This is a genomic window from Thermosyntropha tengcongensis (assembly GCF_055381335.1).
Genome location: NZ_AP042437.1, coordinates 292,071 through 310,451, shown reverse-complemented (window position 1 = coordinate 310,451; position 18,381 = coordinate 292,071). Strand labels below are relative to the sequence as shown.

General features: G+C 42.6%; 20 protein-coding genes and 1 riboswitch. Of the genes, 9 read left to right on the top strand and 11 right to left on the bottom strand.

Going from position 1 to position 18,381, the window contains the following annotated elements:
• Nucleotides 1–18 precede the first annotated feature (18 nt).
• Nucleotides 19–663: an HD-GYP domain-containing protein gene (locus tag ACZ42E_RS01490; RefSeq protein ID WP_464892698.1), complete on the top strand. Its 645-nt coding sequence runs from the start codon at nt 19–21 to the stop codon at nt 661–663.
• A 28-nt stretch (nt 664–691) separates the two neighbouring features.
• On the opposite strand, the gene ACZ42E_RS01485 is transcribed toward ACZ42E_RS01490, so the two are convergent.
• Both ACZ42E_RS01485 and ACZ42E_RS01480 read right to left on the bottom strand, forming a co-directional pair.
• A complete protein-coding gene (locus tag ACZ42E_RS01485; protein ID WP_464892697.1) occupies nt 692–1,519 on the bottom strand; it encodes a pyruvate, water dikinase regulatory protein in 828 nt (275 codons plus the stop codon).
• Between the two features lie 105 nt (nt 1,520–1,624).
• On the bottom strand, nt 1,625–2,734 hold the full coding sequence (locus ACZ42E_RS01480; RefSeq protein WP_464892696.1) for a S8 family serine peptidase: 1,110 nt from the start codon (nt 2,732–2,734) through the stop codon (nt 1,625–1,627).
• A gap of 154 nt (nt 2,735–2,888) precedes the next feature.
• Between ACZ42E_RS01480 and ACZ42E_RS01475 the strand changes: the two genes are divergently transcribed.
• Nucleotides 2,889–3,011 carry a hypothetical protein gene (locus ACZ42E_RS01475; protein WP_464892695.1) on the top strand — a complete coding sequence of 41 codons (123 nt, stop codon included), beginning with the start codon at nt 2,889–2,891 and terminating at the stop codon, nt 3,009–3,011.
• A gap of 76 nt (nt 3,012–3,087) precedes the next feature.
• The gene (locus ACZ42E_RS01470; RefSeq protein WP_464892694.1) at nt 3,088–4,269 is read left to right on the top strand and encodes a DUF763 domain-containing protein; all 1,182 of its coding nucleotides are present in this window, start codon (nt 3,088–3,090) and stop codon (nt 4,267–4,269) included.
• A 43-nt stretch (nt 4,270–4,312) separates the two neighbouring features.
• On the opposite strand, the gene ACZ42E_RS01465 is transcribed toward ACZ42E_RS01470, so the two are convergent.
• Nucleotides 4,313–6,013, bottom strand: coding sequence for an acyl-CoA dehydrogenase (locus tag ACZ42E_RS01465; RefSeq protein ID WP_464892693.1), 1,701 nt, complete (start codon nt 6,011–6,013; stop codon nt 4,313–4,315).
• 428 nt (nt 6,014–6,441) lie between these two features.
• Between ACZ42E_RS01465 and ACZ42E_RS01460 the strand changes: the two genes are divergently transcribed.
• From ACZ42E_RS01460 to ACZ42E_RS01440, 5 genes are all read left to right on the top strand, one after another.
• Nucleotides 6,442–7,038: a hypothetical protein gene (locus ACZ42E_RS01460; RefSeq protein ID WP_464892692.1), complete on the top strand. Its 597-nt coding sequence runs from the start codon at nt 6,442–6,444 to the stop codon at nt 7,036–7,038.
• An 87-nt stretch (nt 7,039–7,125) separates the two neighbouring features.
• Nucleotides 7,126–7,284, top strand: coding sequence for a hypothetical protein (locus tag ACZ42E_RS01455; protein ID WP_464892691.1), 159 nt, complete (start codon nt 7,126–7,128; stop codon nt 7,282–7,284).
• A gap of 297 nt (nt 7,285–7,581) precedes the next feature.
• Nucleotides 7,582–8,391: a septum site-determining protein MinD gene (gene minD, locus ACZ42E_RS01450; protein ID WP_464892690.1), complete on the top strand. Its 810-nt coding sequence runs from the start codon at nt 7,582–7,584 to the stop codon at nt 8,389–8,391.
• Between the two features lie 18 nt (nt 8,392–8,409).
• Nucleotides 8,410–8,661, top strand: coding sequence for a cell division topological specificity factor MinE (gene minE, locus ACZ42E_RS01445; RefSeq protein ID WP_464892689.1), 252 nt, complete (start codon nt 8,410–8,412; stop codon nt 8,659–8,661).
• 10 nt (nt 8,662–8,671) lie between these two features.
• Nucleotides 8,672–9,277 carry a septum site-determining protein MinC gene (locus tag ACZ42E_RS01440; RefSeq protein WP_464892688.1) on the top strand — a complete coding sequence of 202 codons (606 nt, stop codon included), beginning with the start codon at nt 8,672–8,674 and terminating at the stop codon, nt 9,275–9,277.
• Nucleotides 9,278–9,291: 14 nt separating this feature from the next.
• On the opposite strand, the gene ACZ42E_RS01435 is transcribed toward ACZ42E_RS01440, so the two are convergent.
• The 6 genes from ACZ42E_RS01435 to ACZ42E_RS01410 form a co-directional block, all read right to left on the bottom strand.
• The gene (locus ACZ42E_RS01435; protein ID WP_464893452.1) at nt 9,292–10,626 is read right to left on the bottom strand and encodes a nucleoside recognition domain-containing protein; all 1,335 of its coding nucleotides are present in this window, start codon (nt 10,624–10,626) and stop codon (nt 9,292–9,294) included.
• Nucleotides 10,627–10,670: 44 nt separating this feature from the next.
• Nucleotides 10,671–11,429, bottom strand: coding sequence for a FeoB small GTPase domain-containing protein (locus ACZ42E_RS01430; RefSeq protein ID WP_464892687.1), 759 nt, complete (start codon nt 11,427–11,429; stop codon nt 10,671–10,673).
• 20 nt (nt 11,430–11,449) lie between these two features.
• Nucleotides 11,450–11,671, bottom strand: coding sequence for a FeoA family protein (locus ACZ42E_RS01425; protein ID WP_464892686.1), 222 nt, complete (start codon nt 11,669–11,671; stop codon nt 11,450–11,452).
• 170 nt (nt 11,672–11,841) lie between these two features.
• The gene (locus ACZ42E_RS01420; protein ID WP_464892685.1) at nt 11,842–12,423 is read right to left on the bottom strand and encodes an NAD(P)H-dependent oxidoreductase; all 582 of its coding nucleotides are present in this window, start codon (nt 12,421–12,423) and stop codon (nt 11,842–11,844) included.
• A 91-nt stretch (nt 12,424–12,514) separates the two neighbouring features.
• Nucleotides 12,515–12,913 (bottom strand): DUF3189 family protein, encoded by a 399-nt coding sequence (locus tag ACZ42E_RS01415; protein WP_464892684.1) that lies wholly within the window; start codon nt 12,911–12,913, stop codon nt 12,515–12,517.
• A 9-nt stretch (nt 12,914–12,922) separates the two neighbouring features.
• Nucleotides 12,923–13,378 carry a DUF3189 family protein gene (locus ACZ42E_RS01410; RefSeq protein WP_464892683.1) on the bottom strand — a complete coding sequence of 152 codons (456 nt, stop codon included), beginning with the start codon at nt 13,376–13,378 and terminating at the stop codon, nt 12,923–12,925.
• Nucleotides 13,379–13,568: 190 nt separating this feature from the next.
• Between ACZ42E_RS01410 and ACZ42E_RS01405 the strand changes: the two genes are divergently transcribed.
• On the top strand, nt 13,569–15,068 hold the full coding sequence (locus ACZ42E_RS01405) for an aminotransferase class I/II-fold pyridoxal phosphate-dependent enzyme (protein ID WP_464892682.1): 1,500 nt from the start codon (nt 13,569–13,571) through the stop codon (nt 15,066–15,068).
• A 54-nt stretch (nt 15,069–15,122) separates the two neighbouring features.
• Here the strand turns inward: ACZ42E_RS01405 and ACZ42E_RS01400 are convergent, their stop codons facing one another.
• Together ACZ42E_RS01400 and ACZ42E_RS01395 are read right to left on the bottom strand one after the other, a co-directional pair.
• A complete protein-coding gene (locus ACZ42E_RS01400) occupies nt 15,123–16,781 on the bottom strand; it encodes a Na+/H+ antiporter NhaC family protein (RefSeq protein ID WP_464893451.1) in 1,659 nt (552 codons plus the stop codon).
• Between the two features lie 195 nt (nt 16,782–16,976).
• Nucleotides 16,977–17,155: riboswitch (Lysine riboswitch) on the bottom strand.
• Between the two features lie 111 nt (nt 17,156–17,266).
• Nucleotides 17,267–18,337 (bottom strand): branched-chain amino acid aminotransferase, encoded by a 1,071-nt coding sequence (locus ACZ42E_RS01395; protein WP_464892681.1) that lies wholly within the window; start codon nt 18,335–18,337, stop codon nt 17,267–17,269.
• Nucleotides 18,338–18,381 lie beyond the last annotated feature (44 nt).

Sequence of the window (18,381 nt, the reverse complement as noted above, 5' to 3'; positions counted from 1 at the left end):
GAGGAAGGAGAGATTTTTATGCACAAGATACTTGAACAGATATTCCACTTCCTGAAAAATAAAAACCCCCATCTTCTGGCTATAACTAAAACCCTGCTCAGAATAATCAAAATGACAGACAAATCTACCTTTATTCACTCTATATTTACAACCGCTTACTGCCACATAACCGCAGAAAAACTTGCTCTTTCTCCAGCTGACAGGGAAAGACTTTATTTTGCCAGCCTGCTCCATGATACAGGCAAAATCATAGTAGGCAAAGAAATTATTCTTAAAAAAACTCCTTTAACCCCTGCGGAATGGAAAACAGTCAAAAAACACCCCCTGTACAGCACCCGCATAATAAAAAGCCTCGGCATATATGGTGATATTGCCGATATAGTAAAACATCACCATGAAAAATTTGACGGCAGCGGTTACCCGGAAGGCTTAAAAGGTGAAGATATTCCGGCTTTTTCCCGTATCCTGGCAGTGGCTGACAGTTTTGAAGCCATGACTGGTAACCGTCCCTATAAACCGCGTCTCAGCTTCGATGAAGCGCTGGCAGAACTGGACAAATGCAGCGGGAGTCAGTTTGACCCTATAATGGTAAAATTGTTCATCGAAGCCCTAAAGGAAAATAAAGAATGTGCAGAATGGCTGCAAACAAAAAGAGAAGCCTAGACGGCTCCTCTTTTTAAAATATCTTTAACTAAAACCGGTGGTGGGTTACCCGCAAGGGAAGCTTGAACTTGTGGGTTATGGTATTACCTATTTCTTCTATGTCATTGGAAGTCACATCTATTACCAGACACTTCAGTTTGGCATAAATCCGGTAAGCATTGTCCAGCTCCTCTGCCACCATCTCGTCGATGCTGCTCACATTCTGCGGCAGATCAAAGCTCCGCATCCTTTCCTTGCGCAGCCTGATAAGGGTTTCCATATCGATAGTAAGCCCTACCATAGGCACTTTGCCCTTCAGTTCTATAATCTCCTTCGGTATCTCAGTATTCAAGGTTATAGGATAATTGGCTACCTTGATGCCCAGATTGGCCAGATGCATGGAAAGCGGGGTTTTGGAAGTCTGCGGCAGGCCCAGTATTATGAGGTCGGCTTCTTTTATGGTGTCCAGGTTTTGTCCGTTATCATGCTCAATCGCAAATTCTATCGCCTGCATGCGGTTAAAATACTGTTCATCCATCTTATGCCTGAGTCCGGTTACATACATAGGCTGAACCCCTGTTTTCTGCTCAATAACCTGCAAAATAGGATCCATTACATTTATGGCAGCAATATTTCTTTCCCTGGCCTTTTCCTCCATAAATTTTGCCAGACTGGGTTTTACTATGGTAAAAACAATTATAGCATCTTCCTTTTCAGCTTCATCCAGTATCTTTAAAACCTGCTCCTCCTTGATAACCCTGGAAAACCGGGTGACGCTTCTCTCCATGGGAAATTGCAAAGACGAAGCTACCGCAATCTTTTCCGCGGTTTCCCCTACTGAATCCGAAACCGCAAAAATATGCAGTTTCTTACTCATATAACCATCCCCCTCTCTTGCTTATGCAAGCCTCTATATATAATTATTCTGTATACTGGCAGGTTTTCCTTTTTCTCCTCAACATTTTTTCGCTTATAAACCAGTTTAAATCCAAATTTCGACGGTTCCTTCTTCTTCATCTTTCCGGGGGATAAAAACGGTATGAGCAGAAAGTAAATCCCCTATCTCTTCGATAGAAGCTGCCGGTTTCCCCTCCTTCATAAAAGGAGCCAGCGTCAAACTAGCCTTCTTCCCATTCACATAATAATCCCTGCTCCCTATTTTAAGCTTTATAGCTTTTCCTCCAGCGATATTAAAACTGAAAAGCCCATATCCATAAAGGTTATCAAAACCAGCCTTGCCCAAATCTATAGCCTGATAGTGTAAAAGTTCCCTTACATACTGGACTGTCGGATAGTGTCCAAGTTTTAAAAAATAGCGGGAGTAAATCAAGGCTACCGCCCCTGCAATATGAGGAGCTGCCATCGAGGTTCCCGACAGTTTTACATATTTGCCCTGCGGATAAGTAGAGTAAGTATCAACCCCGGGAGCTACAATATCAATATAAGGATTGGAATTGCTGAAACTTGCTATACCTGAATATAAATCTACCGCCCCTACCGCCAGGGTTTCCGGATAACAGGCAGGATAGGATATTTCAGTAGTATCTTCTTTTTTATCCCCTTCATTTCCAGCAGCACAAACTACTGTGATACCTGAATTAACCGCAGCTATTACCTCCTTGTGCAGAGCTGCATCAGGCAGCAGGCTGCCCAGGCTCATATTAACCACATTAACCTTTTCCCCTTTCTTTCCCTTCCACTTGCGGCACCAGGCTAATCCCTGGACTACAGACTTTAAGCTTCCCAGCCCATATTTATTTAGAACCTTTACTGCCAGAAGCTTAACTTCGGGAGCCACCCCCAGAATTTTTCCATTAGCCCCTATAATGCCTGCTACATGAGTTCCGTGCCCATTCTCATCCATAAAACCTTTTTCGCCCGCTACCAAACTTACCCCATCGATAACATTGGCTTTCAAATCCGGATGAGTATAATCAATTCCGGTATCTATAACTGCCACCACTACCCCTTGCCCTCTGGTTACCGGCCACATGCGCTGAGAGGCAATAAGAGCCACTCCCGGCGGCATCCAGGGCTTATCGCTCAATGTCCTTTCATATATTCCTTTGATATCAGATTTAATCATGCGCATATAAAACCCCTCCCCTAATATTTTAATCCTGCCATCCCGGAGGGTTACTGCCTGAATTTTCTAATAAGTTTTTTATTTTCACCTATGCTCTTTTTTTCTCTATTAAGTGCTATCATATATATTTAAGAACAGCTTTTTTGAGGTGAGAAGCACCATGACCAGCACTGAGTCCGTCGCTCTAATAATCTTGCTCCTGTTGCTGGGAGGCGGAATCCTGGCTGCCCTGGCCTGTTTCTTCATTTTCAGCGATCGGGATTTCTGGAAAAACCTTTTTTAAACCCGGAACTTATGTTCCCAAAATCATTTTTATGTTATAATAAGCTATAAATTTGTGGCTAAAGGAAGATAACAGGATGAAAACCGGTACTGCTGATCTGCCTCTGCATAACGGCAAATGTCCAGCCTGGCTGTTTGAACATATGAAAAAATTAAGCACTGCTGTCATCGAAGTGATTTTAGAAGAAGAAGGAAGAGAAGAAGTCCTATACCGTCTTTCCCATCCCTACTGGTTTCAGGCTTTAGGATGTGTAGCAGGTTTTGACTGGCATTCCTCCGGACTCACTACCACCCTGTGCGGAGCCATAAAAGAAGGACTTTCTCCCTTATCTTCACAAACTGGCATATTCTTTACCGGAGGTAAAGGCAAAACAGCTGTAAATACCCCTAGGGAAATAAAACTGATAGCTGAAAAAAAGCCTTTAAAAACAAATCCCGAAAATCTTATCTATGCAAGCAAGATGGCAGCCAAAGTTGACAATGCCGCCGTCCAGGACGGCTACCAGATATATCACCATTTCTTCGTTTTTACCGAAGATGGCCAGTGGGCAGTAATCCAGCAGGGAATGAATGAAGAAGCAAAACAGGCCCGCCGTTATCACTGGCTCAGTTTAAGCTTAAAAAATTTTACTGAAGAACCTCATACCGCCATATGCTGCAATCACAAAGACAAAGCCTTAAACCTGGTATCCAAAAAAAATTCTTCCTTGCGCACTGCCAGCACCGAAATAGCAAGGATAAAGCCGGAAAAAACCCTGACCGAACTTAAACTCATCGAAAAGGACCTTATAAGGCTAAAACTCCCCTTTTGCCACTACATCCCCAATACAGGATACCTTAATAAATCACTGCAGGCGGTATATGAAAAAAATCCCGCCAGTTTTGAAGAACTGCTTGCCATTCCTGGTGCAGGTCCTGGTACCATAAGGGCATTATGCCTGGTAGCAGAAGTAACCTACGGAGTTAAAGCCAGTTTCGAAGATCCTGTGCGCTACGCATTTGCTCATGGAGGCAAAGATGGGTTTCCTTTTCCGGTAAATGAAAAAGACCTGGAAAATTCTTATCAAACTTTAAAAAGGGCATTAAAAAAAGCCAAGGCTGGCCAGCATGAATCCCTGCAGGCACTGCGGCGTTTGGCCAGCTGGCATGAGGAAATGGTAAAAATAAGGGCTACTCCGAAGGAGCCAGAAAACACCTTAAATAATTCTTCTTTTTCATTACATTCCAGGACAACAGCCGTTCAGCTCTCATTATTTTAAGCCATAAAAAAGGGAGGCCTTTAGCCTCCCTTTTTGTATTTAATTACGGATTCATTTTATAAGTTCCTACCAGTGATAAAACATGTTCTTTCCATACCTTGTCTGTATTATCACTGTTTACCGGCAGTTTGATTATTTTCATAAGGTTAGCTATCTGCGCCTCACTGTTGCGATGGCTGGAAACCATCCGCAGTGCATACTGGGAAGTATCGCGTACAATAAAGTTGAATATTTCATCAACTATTTCATGCGGCACCTTGTAAATCTTGGCATTTTCCAGAATAAGCTGAGCATAAGGAATCATAGTGAATATTTCGCCCAGAGCCAGCATATAATCTTTGTTCTCGGCCTGTTCTTTATCTGGAGGAGTATCGGCCAGGAATGCGCGCAGCAGTTCAATCTGCTCCTTAAATACTTCTATATTAGGAGTGGATATGCCGCTGTAAGGACGTTTATAATCCGGGAATCTTACTGTTTTAAGGCTTCCTGCTTTCTGGTTCAAAATGTAGTCATCATTGGCTATATCATCACGGACGGGAAGCTCAGGCAGATCTATATTGTTGAAAAGATAATTTTCCATAAACCTTACTACCAGTCCCATATTAACATGGGTAGTTCCTTCCAGGCGCGGAATCATGCCGATATCCCTTATGGCCATTTCAAAATAGGTGTCCTGCTCAAAACCTTTGGCCGCAATGGCATCTAAAAGCATATCTATAATCTTCATGCCTTCCGTAGTTACCTTCATCTTCTGAATCGGGTTATACAGTAGATAACGCCGGTCATTGTCATTAGCTGAACGGAAATAGTCAATAGCCCGCATAGCAAAAAGGCGCATGGCAACCAGCCGCACAAAAGACTCCGTAAAAAGCTTTTTAATATGCGGAAAATCTGTTACTCGATGGCCATAAAGCCAGCGGTTATAAGCATGATTTATTGCCTCATAAAGCGCATGGGTACAAATGCCTACCGAGCAAAATCCGAGCTGGAATTTCCCTATATTAATAGTATTGAGCGCCGAATCCCAGGCTTTCTGCCCGCTCGACAAAATTTCACTGCGGGTTATAGGATAATCATGCAGATGGTATTCAGCGACATAAGCCGGGCGATTGCCAGAAGTGTTTATTTTCTTTACACATTCATAATTAGGATGGCTGGATTCTACCGCAAAAAATACAAATTCACCGGTATCTGCATATTTGGCAAAAGTAGAAACTAAAGCCGCCTTATTGCCATTTCCTATATAATATTTTTCTCCTCTGGCAGAATAAGTCCCGTCTCCTTTGGGATAAAGCTTCATCTCCGTGGCATACAGGTCAGCGCCATGTTCTTTTTCAGAAAGCCCAAAAGCAAAAATGCCGCCTTCTTTCAAAAGCTGGGCAGTCTTTTTCTTGACCTCTTCATTATCACCCAGCCAGATAGGCCCCAGGCCTAATATACTTACCTGGTAACAATACTGGTAAGAAAGTCCGTAAAAGCCAAGCAGCTCATTATACTGGGCAATCCTGTACATATCAAAACGGGAATCAGGATCGCCATAGCCAGCCGGAGTCAAAAGGGTGGCATAAGCCTGAGTTTCCTTCAGCATATTGAGATAATCATCATACCACCTTATATCCTGATCATCTTCCTTTATGCTTGCCAAACCCTTATTTTCGAAAAAGTCGATAGTTTTCTGATAAATGTCATTAGTCTTCTCATCCTTAAACGGCCGGTGGTAGTTTTTAGGGTTAAGTAAAAACATATTTTCCCCTCCCGCTCACTATAATATTACTTTTTAAAATATTATGTCATATTAATTTTTTGCAGTCAAATAAAACAAGATTCCAAATAACACATATTACAAAATTGTTAAAATTTTTATTTAAAAAATTTTTTTAAGAAACATTGTCAGGATCCATTAATGCAAACCAAAATCTGAAGCCGTTGACGATTTCGGCATGAAATTCACCTGCCAAAAGGCAGGGCCAAACCTGTTTGTAATCGGCATGATGCGCAGTTTAACCCCTTTCCCACATAAAAAGCTTTTTCCATAAGTTTCTTTTATGTATCACATAATTTTTGTCATGTGAAAAATATAACAAAAAAGCTTGCATTCGCTTGTGAAAGATAGTACAATCACAATAGAAAAACTAATCTCCCATCCGGGAAAAATAAAAAGGAGGAAAAACTATGAACGCTGCTCTCTTAATCCCCAACCAGATAACTAAAAACGAGGAAAAGATCAAATTCAAAATCCCGGCAACTGCCAGCGAAGCATATAGGCTGGGAATCACCATGTCAGAACTGTTCCTTAATGTTTTAGTTATCTTAAAAACTCAGTGCCACAGTGAAAGTGGCCGTAAAATTCTGGACCTGTTTATAAAGCAGGAAGAAAAAGATTTAAAAGATCTATCTTTCAACTTTAAATTTGCCCTTAATTGTGAAATCGCCAAATTTTATCAGTTAAGAGGGGAAGTTATAAATAATGACCTTTCCAGGGAGCTCATGCAGGAGACCAAACTGCTTATAACCAGAAATCTGGAAAACTTTTTCGACTGGATGCAGGAAATTGAAAGGAGCTTTTCTGCCTTCCCGGCTCCTGACATCAGCAAATATTTTAATACCAAAACCAAAGAAGATGTCTTTGCCACCTGCCTGAAGGCAAGAAATAACATTATAGAGCTTTACAGGCGTTTGGCCAAGCTTTATCCGGAAGGAAGCATAAGAAATGCCTTTAACGAAATGGCTGACATTTTGGAAGAGAGCAACCAGAATTTATTAAGCTAAATTGATAGGAGCCATTAAAAAAGTTTATTAGCCAGATTTCAATTTCCGGTTTATCATTCTATATGGTTAAAAAAGGAGGCAGATAGCATGAGAGAAAGAGACAAGCATTTTGCCCTCGCTGTCGATGAAATCGTAAAAGGGATCGATGAAGCCTTTGCTCAAAAATCTATTCTCGGTTCTTCCCAAAAGAAAACCGGGAAAAGTTTTACCCAGCTGCTCATAAATTTGCTTAATATCTTCAGATAATTATTTGTAATATTTAGATTATTGTAAAAAGTATTGCAAAATTGTCTTTCACATGTAATCATGTAATAATAAAAGTACCTTCACCCCCCAAGTATAAACATAAATTCCATCACATTCCCTCTCCACATGAGCCCTTAAAAGGGCTCATGTTTGTTTTCTGCCTTTTTTGATCCAGAAGGATTTTGTACATCCATTTTCCATAAATAGCAGTTTATTCTGAGGTAAATATCATTTAAAATTAATAAGTGTAGAAACTTAATCATTTAAAGCACAAACACTCAGGGAGGGCCATTTGCTATGAATAACGAAAATGCCGGAAGTCAAGTTATAGTAGTAACTTCAGGCAAAGGTGGAGTAGGCAAAACTACTACCGTTGCCAATGTAAGCTGCGCCCTTGCTCGCATGGGATACAAAGTAGCAGTTATGGACCTTGATATCGGCCTTAAAAAACTTGACCTCATTCTGGGACTGGAAAATCGGGTTATATATGACATAGTTCAGGTTATTGAAGGAGAATGCACCTTAAAACAGGCTCTGGTAAAAGACAAGCGTTTCAACCACCTTTACATGCTGCCAGCTGCACAAACCCGCAATAAAGATGATATAACGCCAGAACAGGTAAAAGCCTTGTGTAATGAAATGAGAAAAGATTTTGATTTTATCTTTATAGATTGTCCCGCTGGTATCGAACAGGGATTCCGCAATGCCATCGCGGCTGCGGATAAGGCTATAGTAGTTACCAACCCCGAAGTATCGGCAGTAAGGGATGCTGACCGCATAATAGGGATGCTGGAATCTGCCCAGTTTAAAGATATTAAACTTATCATAAACCGTCTGCGCATGGATATGGTAAAGGCAGGCAACATGCTCAGTATTGAAGACCTCCTGGAACACTTATGCATCGAACTTTTAGGCGTAGTGCCGGAGGATAAAAATGTAGTCATCTCTACCAATAAAGGGGAACCTATTATATTAAACGAAAAGTCAGCTGCCGCTGCTGCCTTTAACAACATAGCCCGCCGCATAGCTGGAGAAAAGGTAGAAATTCCTGATTTTACCGAAAACGCTTCCTTCTGGAATAAAATAAAGACTATTTTTTCAAGGTAAATAAAGGAGGAACTGCCCATGATAGACTTCCTTAAAAAAATTTACTCCCGGGAAAACAACTCCAGCCGCGCGCAGGCCAATGAAAGGCTCCGTATAGTCCTGGCTCATGACCGAACCGGAACTTCTACCCATCTTATTGAAGTGCTCAAGGAAGAAATAATACAGGTAATAGCCAAACATGTGGAAATAGACGGTACTCCTGAAGTAACCATCGTACACGAAGGCAGACAGTCTGCCCTGGACATAAATATTCCTTTAAAAGGCAGGTAAAAGACAGTATATGGTTAGCATAAAAGGAATTAACGGCAATCTGGTTTTCAACTTTGAAAAAGGTAAATTCGAAGATTATTTTAATTTCTTGACCCAGAAATTTTCCGCCAATCCCCGTCTGTTTGCCGGTTCCAAGGTAATCTTTCGCGGGGAAGGCCTGAACTTTCTTTCCCATGAAGAGTTGATAAAGCTGCAGCGCCTCTGCCTGGATTACGGAATGATGCTTAACAACACCTCCAGCCTCCAGGAAAAAACTGGCGGCCAGGATGTAATAATATACCGCAACATAAGAAGCGGACAAAAAATACATTCCGAAGGCTCAGTTATAGTGTGGGGAAATGTGCATGAGAGTGCGGAAATAATTGCCGCCCGCGACATAATCATCCTGGGCAAACTGGAAGGAATAGTGCATGCTGGCTTTTACGGGGATAAAAACAGCATCATTTTCGCTCTGCAAATGGCTCCCGGACAAATCCGCATCGCCGATAAATTTTCACGCTCCCCCGGCGACTATGTCCCCAAAGATTATCCGGAAATAGCCTATCTGGAAGAGGACACCATCTGTATAAGCCGTTATGTGCCTCAGGAAAATTTAGCGCGGTTAAACATTATTTAATGTTTAACCGCATTTTAAAACCCCACCAGCCTTGCCGACTGTGCCACTATAAAGCAAACACCTGTCGCGACCAGAAGAGGGATTATAAAAGCCAGCAAAACCCATTTCCAGCTTCCCGCCTCCTTCTTCACCGTCAGCAAAGTGGTGGCACACGGATAGTGCAGAAGGGAAAAAAGCATTACACAGACCGCTGTCCAAACAGTCCAGCCGTGCTGAACAACCAGCATTTCCTTTAAAGCATCCAGGCCTCCTACCTCAACCATGCTTACCCCTGATGTATACCCCATAAGTATCAGAGGCAGAACCAATTCATTGGCCGGCAGCCCTAAAATAAAAGCAGTTAAAATAACTCCATCCAAACCTATAACTTTGGCGATCGGATCAAGAAAACCTGTAATATAGCCAAACATGCTTGTATCCCCTGCCTTGATATTGGCTAAAAGCCAAATTATGGCACCAGCAGGGGCAGAAACAGTCACTGCCCTCATCAATATAAATACGGTGCGATCAAATATAGACCTTACTATAACCTGCCCCCAGAAAGGCTTGCGGTAAGGGGGAAGTTCCAGGGCAAAACTGGAGGGGATCCCTCTAAGCAAAGTCCTGGATAAAAGGAAAGATACCAGAAAAGTTATCATGATACCTGTTAGCACCAACCCGGCTACAAAAAGAGCTGCCAAAATGCCTTTATAAGCAGTAGCTCCCCCTATAAAAATGAGGGATAGGGCTATCAGCAAAGGAAAACGGCCATTACAGGGAACAAAGCTGTTGGTAATTATGGCTATCATGCGTTCCCGCGGAGAATCTATGATACGGCATGAAGTTACCCCGGCCGCATTGCAGCCAAACCCCATACACATAGTGAGCGCCTGTTTTCCGCAGGTCCCTACCCGGTGGAATATATTATCCAGATTAAAAGCTACCCGCGGCAAATATCCTGCATCTTCCAGCAGGGTAAATAAAGGGAAAAAAATAGCCATTGGCGGCAGCATTACTGCAACTACCCAGGCAGTACAGCGGTAAACCCCCAGAACCAGGAATCCGTAGACAGAATCAGGACACCCCGCCTGTATCAAAAGCCAGGCAATCTTATCCTCCAAAAAGGCAAAAAAAGAAGCTAGCAGCGAAGAAGGATAATTGGCTCCTTTTATGGTTATGAAAAATATAAATGCCAGCAGGAGGATCATGATGGGAATGCCTAAATACCGGGAAGTTACTATATCATCAATAACCATATCTATATTTCGTTTTCTCTCACCTTTTATTACTACCCTGCGGGCTATTTCTTCTGCCTGGCGATAAATAGTGGCTAAAATAATTTCGCTGTATTCTCCTGACTTTCCATCCATTTTTTCTTCACTGGTCCATTTATCAAAATCAAAAAACGTGTTGTTCATAGATCTATAGCCCCACTTTCTCCTTCCCAGTACCTCTGCATTCCTTCCCAGAGGCTTTTATCCCCGTCCAGAATGCGCAGGGCGATCCAGCGCGGGTTTATAAACTTACTTACCGGCAAACTGCTTATCTCGCTTTTTATTCTATCTATCAAAGCTTCCAGTTCCTCATCATACTTTACTATCCGGGGAGAAGTCTTTATTTTGCCCTCTACCATATCCCTTATCAATAACTTGAGCTCCTTTAACCCCGTACCTTTTCTGGCAGCTGTCGCCACTACCGGTACCCCCAGTTCCTCTGCCAGAAGCTCTGTATTTATATACACCGATTTTCTCTCCGCTTCATCAATCAAGTTTACACAAACTATAACCTTATCCGTTATCTCCAGTATCTGCAAAACCAGATTGAGATTCCTCTCCAGCGAAGTCGCATCGGCAACCACCACAGTAGCATCAGGGCAGGCAAAACAGATAAAGTCACGGGCTACCAGTTCATCAGCAGATCTGGCAAAAAGCGAATACGTACCCGGCAAATCGATAAGCTTATAAATACGTCCTTCGAATACATACTCCCCCTGTGCCCTTATAACTGTTTTCCCCGGCCAATTACCTGTATGCTGCCTTAAGCCGGTTAAGCTATTAAATATAGTGCTTTTTCCTGTATTAGGATTGCCTGCCAGGGCTATCACTGCTTCTCCTGGTGAAGATAGGTGAACATCAAACTTTTTCCTCACCTGCAGCAGATAATCAAAATCCATATATTTACCCTCCAGCCCCACTATTTATTGATAAATATCCTGCTGGCCTCCTTTTCCCGCAAAGCAATCAAAGTGTCGCGCACTTCAAAAATAATCGGGCTTCCCCCTGGGCCATTGCGCACATACTTAATCTCTGTCCCGGGAACAAATCCTAAATCCAAAAGCCTTCTTCTCATAAATCCATCCAAACCAACTTCCCTTATTATCCCGCTTTCACCATTTTTAAGCTGTGAAAGCCTCATCCTGTAAAGGCCTCCTTTATTCCCTTTTATACTCCCGTAAATATAGGTTCTGACATTTTATGATAAGCAAATAATCTGAAAAATGTTACTTTATACATTCCACTTCAGAAATAAAAAATACTCCGGCCTTTGTTCCCCGGACCGGAGTAAAAATTTCTATCCTTAATTTTTTACACAAACTCCTGAATAAGCTTTCTTACTTCACTCAACATATTTTTGCGTTCTTCATCACTCACCGTAGGTACCGCATAGAAAATCTTGCTCCTGTACTCTGAAAAACCGCAGAACCCAAACAGAGCCTCTGCTATCCCCCAATCTATAACCTTGTCAAGCCCGGTGGCCTTAGCGGTATTTTCATCCGCACCTGCTGTCGTAATAACCAGCCCTTTCTTGCCTGTCAGCAATCCCCGGGGGCCATTTTCAGTATATTCATAAGCAAACCCTATACTGAAAACCCGATCCATATAGCCGCGCATAATAGCCGGCACTGAATACCACCAGATGGGAGCTACCAGGATTATAACATCAGCGTTTTTTACATCTTGCTGTTCCTTTTTTACATCAGCAGGAATATTCCCGGTATGGAAACCTTCAAAATCTTCCCGGGAAAGCACCGGATTAAAATTCATGGCATACAGGTCTTTTACCTTTACTTCCACCCCTTTTTTCTGAAGTTCTTCCTTGACTGCCGCTGCAATGGCCGCATTAAAACTTAGCGGGTTAGGATGAGCATATATAACCAGTGCCTGCAAAACCGATACACCTCCTCATATTTTACCTTTTTATTATATGGAAAAAATACCAGGCAATTCAATCAATAACATCCATCATGCTGCTCTATTTTCAAATCTGCCCCTTTACCTCTTCTTCTTTCCCTCCTGCCCACTTTTTAAGTAAAAAACGGCAAAAACCAGAAAAGCCTGTTTTCCTTCCTATCCTGTATATAAACCCCATCATTTTTTCCCCTTTTATCTCTACCGGAACCACTTTTACCGTTTCTTCATCCCTTCCCGCAACTTTTTCCAGTTCCCTGCATATAACAGGTAACAGCTGATAATTTCTGGCTTCCATAACATACACCCGGTTTCCTTTTTCATCAAAGCCTATAAAATTTGGAAATCCTTCCTGACCATAACAAATATTTTCTGCCGTTATATATTCATCTATATCTTTTTGCAAATAAATACAGGCAGCCAGTAAAGGTGACAAACTCCCTCTACGGCCAGTAAAAAGATAAATCATACTTCCTCCTTAAAGCATATTTATTCTGGTTTTTTCTACCAAACCTGCCAGATAAGGAAAAGCCCACCTGGCACCTAACAGCACCAGAGGCCTTCCCACAAGCGGCATCGATAACCTGCGGGACAAAAAGCCCCCTATGCGCAAAACAGGATTTACATAAGGCATGGTACACACAAAAACAAAATCTTTATCCAGCTCCAAAAGAGCGGCCAGATTCCTCAAAACCGGCTCAAAATTTGAATTCTGGCTCCCCAGTATGTAGATATCATTCCCCTTTTCATCCCTGCCAATAAAATAAAGCTTTCCAAAATCATCCGGGGTAGTTTTGTCAAAAAAAGGCAGTTTCATGAGTTCATCTGAAGAAGGTATTTTTTCCGCTTTCAGATTGCCGGCATGAATATTGGCTGCCAGGACTGAAGAATGGCTTCCGCCATAGTCAAAGTAGACAAATTTAATATCCCTCACCTCAATGCATGAATAGGCTTCTTTCTATATTCTGCCTCAAGTAAGCCGCATTATTCCCTTCTTAGGCCTTATAAACCGCCGTAAAACATTAATAGCAAAAAATTTTATTTTTTTTCATAAATTATCTACAGAAAATAATTATTTTCTGCTATAATATGTTTTCGGTAACTTAAGAAAGGAGCAAGGGGAAGTGTTCAGACTAGACCAAAACAGGACACCGCTTTTTGATGCAGTAAAAAAATATGTGGAAGACAAAGTTATCCAGTTCCACGTCCCCGGCCACAAACAGGGAAGGGGGCTGCCGGAGCTGGCTGAATATATAGGTTACCGGGCTTTGCAAATGGATGCCAACGGGATGGAAGACCTGGATTACATCAATAATCCTACCGGGGTAATCGCCGAAGCCGAAAAGCTCTGTGCAGAAGCCTTTGGAGCCGAATATGCCTATTTTCTGGTAAACGGAACTACCTCCGGCGTACAGGCCATGATTATGAGCGTATGTTCCCCCGGGGATAAGATAATAATACCTCGCAATGCTCATAAGTCAGTCATCGGGGGAATAATATTAAGCGGCGCTGTACCGGTATATATCCAGCCGGAAATAAACACCGAGCTGGGAATAGCCATGGGGGTAAGTGCAGAAAAGGTTAAAGCGGCCATAAAAGAACATCCGGACGCCAAAGCCGTATTTGTAATCAACCCTACCTATTATGGAGCGGTATCTGACCTGAAAAGCATAGTAAATATCGCTCATGCTTACGGCATGGCAGTTCTGGTAGACGAAGCCCATGGAGCCCATATGTATTTTCATGATGATTTTCCTCTTACCGCCATGGAAGCAGGTGCAGACATGAGCGCTGCCTCCATGCACAAAACAGCCGGTTCCATGACCCAGAGTTCAGTCTTGCTGCTGAACAGCAAAACTATAATGCCGTCAACCGTAAGGCAGGTGCTGAACCTGACCTATACATCAAGCGGCTCTTATCTTTTGATGTGTTCGCTGGATGTAGCCCGCAAACAGCTGGCAACCAGAGGCAGGGAACTTTTAAGCCGCACCCTGGAACTGGCCAGGGAAACCAGGCATCAGCTTAACCGCATAGAGGGAATATACGCTTTCGGCAAGGAACTGAAAGGAACTCCCGGATGTTTTGATTTTGACGAAACTAAACTGGGAATAAATATAGCCGCGTTAGGCTATACCGGCTACCAGATGGAAACCAAGCTGCGCCGTGAATATAATATCCAGATTGAACTGGCCGACCTCTATAATATACTGGCTATAATGAGCATCGCAGACAGAGAAGAAGATCTAAAAGCACTTGTAAAAGCGCTTACCAAAATTGCGCATAAGTGCAGCCGCAAGGGCCTTAAAAATTCGACCCGGATTCCTTATCATCCGGAAATGGTAGTATCTCCGCGGGAGGCCTTTTACAGCCCCAAAAAAGTTATAAGGCTGGAAGATGCCGCAGGCGAAATTGCCGGGGAAAATATCATGGCTTACCCGCCTGGAATTCCGGTAGTATGCATGGGTGAACGCATAACCAGAGACATTGTGGAATACCTCAAGGTACTCAAGAACGAAAACTGCGAGCTGCAGGGTACTTCCGATCCTAATGTGGAATATATAAGGGTGCTGGCAGAACCTGCTCTGGCCGAAGAAAAACTCACTATTCCGGTTATTTCATCTTAAGAAACCGTAAAAAAATCCTGTCTGGTTTTATCCAGACAGGATTTTTTATCTTATCTATTTTGCCACCTCTACCGGCTCGCCCACCAATCTTATCATCAGGGCTATAACAGCAATGGAAACCGGCAAGACAATCCATATAGACAATCCCAAACCTATCGGCAGATAGCCGAAGAATATGGTAACTAAAGCTACTGCTATCGCATACCAGAGCTGGGTATTTACGTGATCAATGTGGTCACACGCTGCTCCCATAGAGGAAAGAATCGTCGTATCCGAGATAGGTGAACAGTGATCTCCAAATATGGCTCCAGTTAAAACAGCTGATGTACATACCAGCATATATCCCATATCAGGTGAAATAGCAAAAGCCAGAGGAACCGCGAGGGGCATCAATATCCCCATCGTGCCATAAGAGGTACCGGTAGCAAAAGATATTATCGAACCCAGAACAAAAATCATGGTCGGCAGCAAAAAGGCTGGTATAGAGCCTCTAAGGGCATTGGTAAGCCAGTAAGCAGTTCCCAGATCTTTTATTACACTGCTTATGGACCAGGCCAGAAGCAAAATCACCCCGGTTATAACCATGGATTTTATTCCCTGTACCCAGGTATCTATAGCTTCACTTAAAGAAAATATCCTCTGCCATATGCCCATGATTATAGCAACAATTCCCGCCAGTATAGCCGCCTGGAAAAGAACTACACTGGCATCCGCACTGCCAAAAGCCTCCTGAATAGCCCTGAAGGATAAGGGAGCATTATTTAAAAGCTCTATCAAGGCCTTGTCTTCTCCCCCCATAATGGCATTATATCCATTGTAGTAAAAGCCGCCTATTGCTCCCAAAATAAGTACCAGAAGCGGAATAAGCGCATTCCATATATTAAGCCTGGCTCCTGGCGCAGGTTCCAGGGCAGTTGTTTCTACAGAAATCATAGGCTTGGCATTGTCAGCCATAACTTTTCCTGTTTCCCGGGCTCTTCTTTCTGCCTTAAGCATAGGCCCGAAATCCCTTAACATCAAGGCATTAAAAACTATAAAAGCCAAAAGCAGGATATTATAAAACCTGTACGGAATAGTCTGTACAAATACAGCATAAGCATTAACAGCCATGCCTACGGAATCAAAAGCATCCTTGATAACTCCGATCTCATAACCAACCCAGGTCGATATAAGGGCAATCCCTGCTATAGGTGCCGCCGTAGCATCTATAATGAAAGCCAGCTTTTCCCGGGATATTCTCAAGGCATCACTAACCGGGCGCATAATAGGCCCTACTATCAAAGAATTGGCATAATCGTCAAAAAATATGATTAAACCCATAAGCCAGGTTACAATCTGGGCACTTCGCGGCCCTTTAGCCTTCCTGGCTAAAGCCTCGGCTATGGCTCTGGCTCCTCCCATCCTGGTTATAAGGGCAATTACTCCTCCAATAGCCATAACCTGCAGAATAATGCCGGCATCCCAGGGATCAGCCAGGGAAGCCAAAGCTTTTCCGATAAGGAGCAAAAAACCTTTTCCCAGAGCTGCCAAAACATTTCCGCCATTAAGCTCCAGCATGAAAGTTCCGGACAAAACTCCTAAAAACAATGAAAAAACAACATTTTTAGTTATAAAGGCCAAAACTATCGCCAGAAGGGGTGGCAAAAGAGTAAAGGCCCCATACTTTTCCACCATGGCTGCTACTTCCGGAGCTACCTCTACTCCCGCTGCCATAACCAGAGAAGCATGTCCTAAATTAAAAATAACCGCCAGCAGCAAAGAGAGCCAAAAAAGTTGGCCAATACCTCGCTTTTTCAATTACATCCTCTCCCTCATGTTTTTATATAATCCAGTATCCAAAATATAGTTAGGCATAAAAAAACCTTGAGGAGTTTTTCTCAAGGTATAAAAGTACAGTTACTCTTATAACTTAAGAATAGCTCTCCACAAATAGTTACTATTTGTGACAGTGCTGCACATATTCTGTGCAGCCCCAGCCTAAAGCCTTAAAGCATCAGCTTTAGACTTCGGCAGCATTTCCTTTCCTTAAGCTTCATCGTGCTTACCTCGACTCAAGTACTCTTAAATGCCGCGCCTCTATTCTTCTTATTCAATTGTAACTAATTTATATTTTGTAGTATAAGCTCATAATTTGTCAAGGCAGCCAAAAAATATCTCCCTTTTTTCGCTAAAAAACTCAGGCTTAAAGCCTGAGCCTTTTATTTTACTTCCTGAATCCAGCCAAATTTATCTTCTATTTTTCCATATTGTATGCCGGTTATAGTTTCATAAATCCTGGCTGACAGTTCACCTGTTTTACCTTCATTTATAGTTATTATATTCCCATTCCAGTTAAGTTCTCCCACCGGTGATATTACAGCTGCCGTTCCTGTGCCAAATACCTCTTCCAGAATCCCCCGGCTGTGAGCTTCATATACTTCTTCAATACTTATGCTTCTTTCTTCCACTTCTATCCCCCAGCTCCTTAAAAGCTGAATGGTAGAATCGCGGGTTATTCCCGGCAAAATGCTTCCCTGCAGAGCTGGAGTAACTACTTTGCCGCCTATTTTAAAGAAGACATTCATGGTGCCTACTTCTTCTACATACTTTCTTTCAATACCATCCAGCCATAATACCTGGGTATATCCTTTTTCATGCGCTTCCACCTGAGCCTTCAGGCTGGCCGCATAATTGCCCGGGGTTTTGGCATAGCCGGTCCCCCCCCGTACTGCACGCACATAATTGCTCTCCACATAAATCTTGACCGGATTTATTCCTTCAGGATAATAAGCCCCTACCGGGGATAAAATTATAATAAACTGATAGGTATGGGAAGGCCTTACTCCCAGATAAGGGTCAGTAGCAATAATAAAAGGCCTTATGTAAAGTGAAGTTCCTTCCGCCTCCGGTATCCAGTCCTTATCAACCTTTACCAGTTCCTTGACTGCTTCTACCGCAAATTCCTCATCAATTTTTGGGATACACATCCTCTCATTGGAAATGTTAATCCTTCTCATATTCTGTTCCGGCCTGAAAAGCAAAATCCTGCCATCTACTGCCTTGTAAGCCTTTAAACCCTCAAAAATAGCCTGTCCATAGTGAAATACCATGGTAGCCGGATCCAAACTCAAGTTCTGATAAGGTACTATTCTGGGATCATGCCAGCCCTTGCCTTCGGTATAATCCATTATAAACATATGATCAGTAAAATAATTGCCAAACCCCAGCTTATTCATATCCGGCTTCGGTTTTGGCATATTAGTCTTTTCAATGCTGATTTTCGTGGACATACCTTAATTTCTCCCCTCGCTAGAGTATTATATATTTTTTTATT

What these genes read in the sequence shown, in the direction of transcription:
- ACZ42E_RS01490 (WP_464892698.1), top strand. Translation starts at nt 19, where the DNA reads ATGCACAAGATACTTGAACAGATATTCCACTTCCTGAAAAATAAAAAC.
- ACZ42E_RS01485 (WP_464892697.1), bottom strand. Translation starts at nt 1,519, where the DNA reads ATGAGTAAGAAACTGCATATTTTTGCGGTTTCGGATTCAGTAGGGGAA.
- ACZ42E_RS01480 (WP_464892696.1), bottom strand. Translation starts at nt 2,734, where the DNA reads ATGCGCATGATTAAATCTGATATCAAAGGAATATATGAAAGGACATTG.
- ACZ42E_RS01475 (WP_464892695.1), top strand. Translation starts at nt 2,889, where the DNA reads ATGACCAGCACTGAGTCCGTCGCTCTAATAATCTTGCTCCTGTTGCTG.
- ACZ42E_RS01470 (WP_464892694.1), top strand. Translation starts at nt 3,088, where the DNA reads ATGAAAACCGGTACTGCTGATCTGCCTCTGCATAACGGCAAATGTCCA.
- ACZ42E_RS01465 (WP_464892693.1), bottom strand. Translation starts at nt 6,013, where the DNA reads ATGTTTTTACTTAACCCTAAAAACTACCACCGGCCGTTTAAGGATGAG.
- ACZ42E_RS01460 (WP_464892692.1), top strand. Translation starts at nt 6,442, where the DNA reads ATGAACGCTGCTCTCTTAATCCCCAACCAGATAACTAAAAACGAGGAA.
- ACZ42E_RS01455 (WP_464892691.1), top strand. Translation starts at nt 7,126, where the DNA reads ATGAGAGAAAGAGACAAGCATTTTGCCCTCGCTGTCGATGAAATCGTA.
- minD (WP_464892690.1), top strand. Translation starts at nt 7,582, where the DNA reads ATGAATAACGAAAATGCCGGAAGTCAAGTTATAGTAGTAACTTCAGGC.
- minE (WP_464892689.1), top strand. Translation starts at nt 8,410, where the DNA reads ATGATAGACTTCCTTAAAAAAATTTACTCCCGGGAAAACAACTCCAGC.
- ACZ42E_RS01440 (WP_464892688.1), top strand. Translation starts at nt 8,672, where the DNA reads ATGGTTAGCATAAAAGGAATTAACGGCAATCTGGTTTTCAACTTTGAA.
- ACZ42E_RS01435 (WP_464893452.1), bottom strand. Translation starts at nt 10,626, where the DNA reads ATGGATGGAAAGTCAGGAGAATACAGCGAAATTATTTTAGCCACTATT.
- ACZ42E_RS01430 (WP_464892687.1), bottom strand. Translation starts at nt 11,429, where the DNA reads ATGGATTTTGATTATCTGCTGCAGGTGAGGAAAAAGTTTGATGTTCAC.
- ACZ42E_RS01425 (WP_464892686.1), bottom strand. Translation starts at nt 11,671, where the DNA reads ATGAGGCTTTCACAGCTTAAAAATGGTGAAAGCGGGATAATAAGGGAA.
- ACZ42E_RS01415 (WP_464892684.1), bottom strand. Translation starts at nt 12,913, where the DNA reads ATGATTTATCTTTTTACTGGCCGTAGAGGGAGTTTGTCACCTTTACTG.
- ACZ42E_RS01400 (WP_464893451.1), bottom strand. Translation starts at nt 16,781, where the DNA reads ATGGCAGCGGGAGTAGAGGTAGCTCCGGAAGTAGCAGCCATGGTGGAA.
- ACZ42E_RS01395 (WP_464892681.1), bottom strand. Translation starts at nt 18,337, where the DNA reads ATGTCCACGAAAATCAGCATTGAAAAGACTAATATGCCAAAACCGAAG.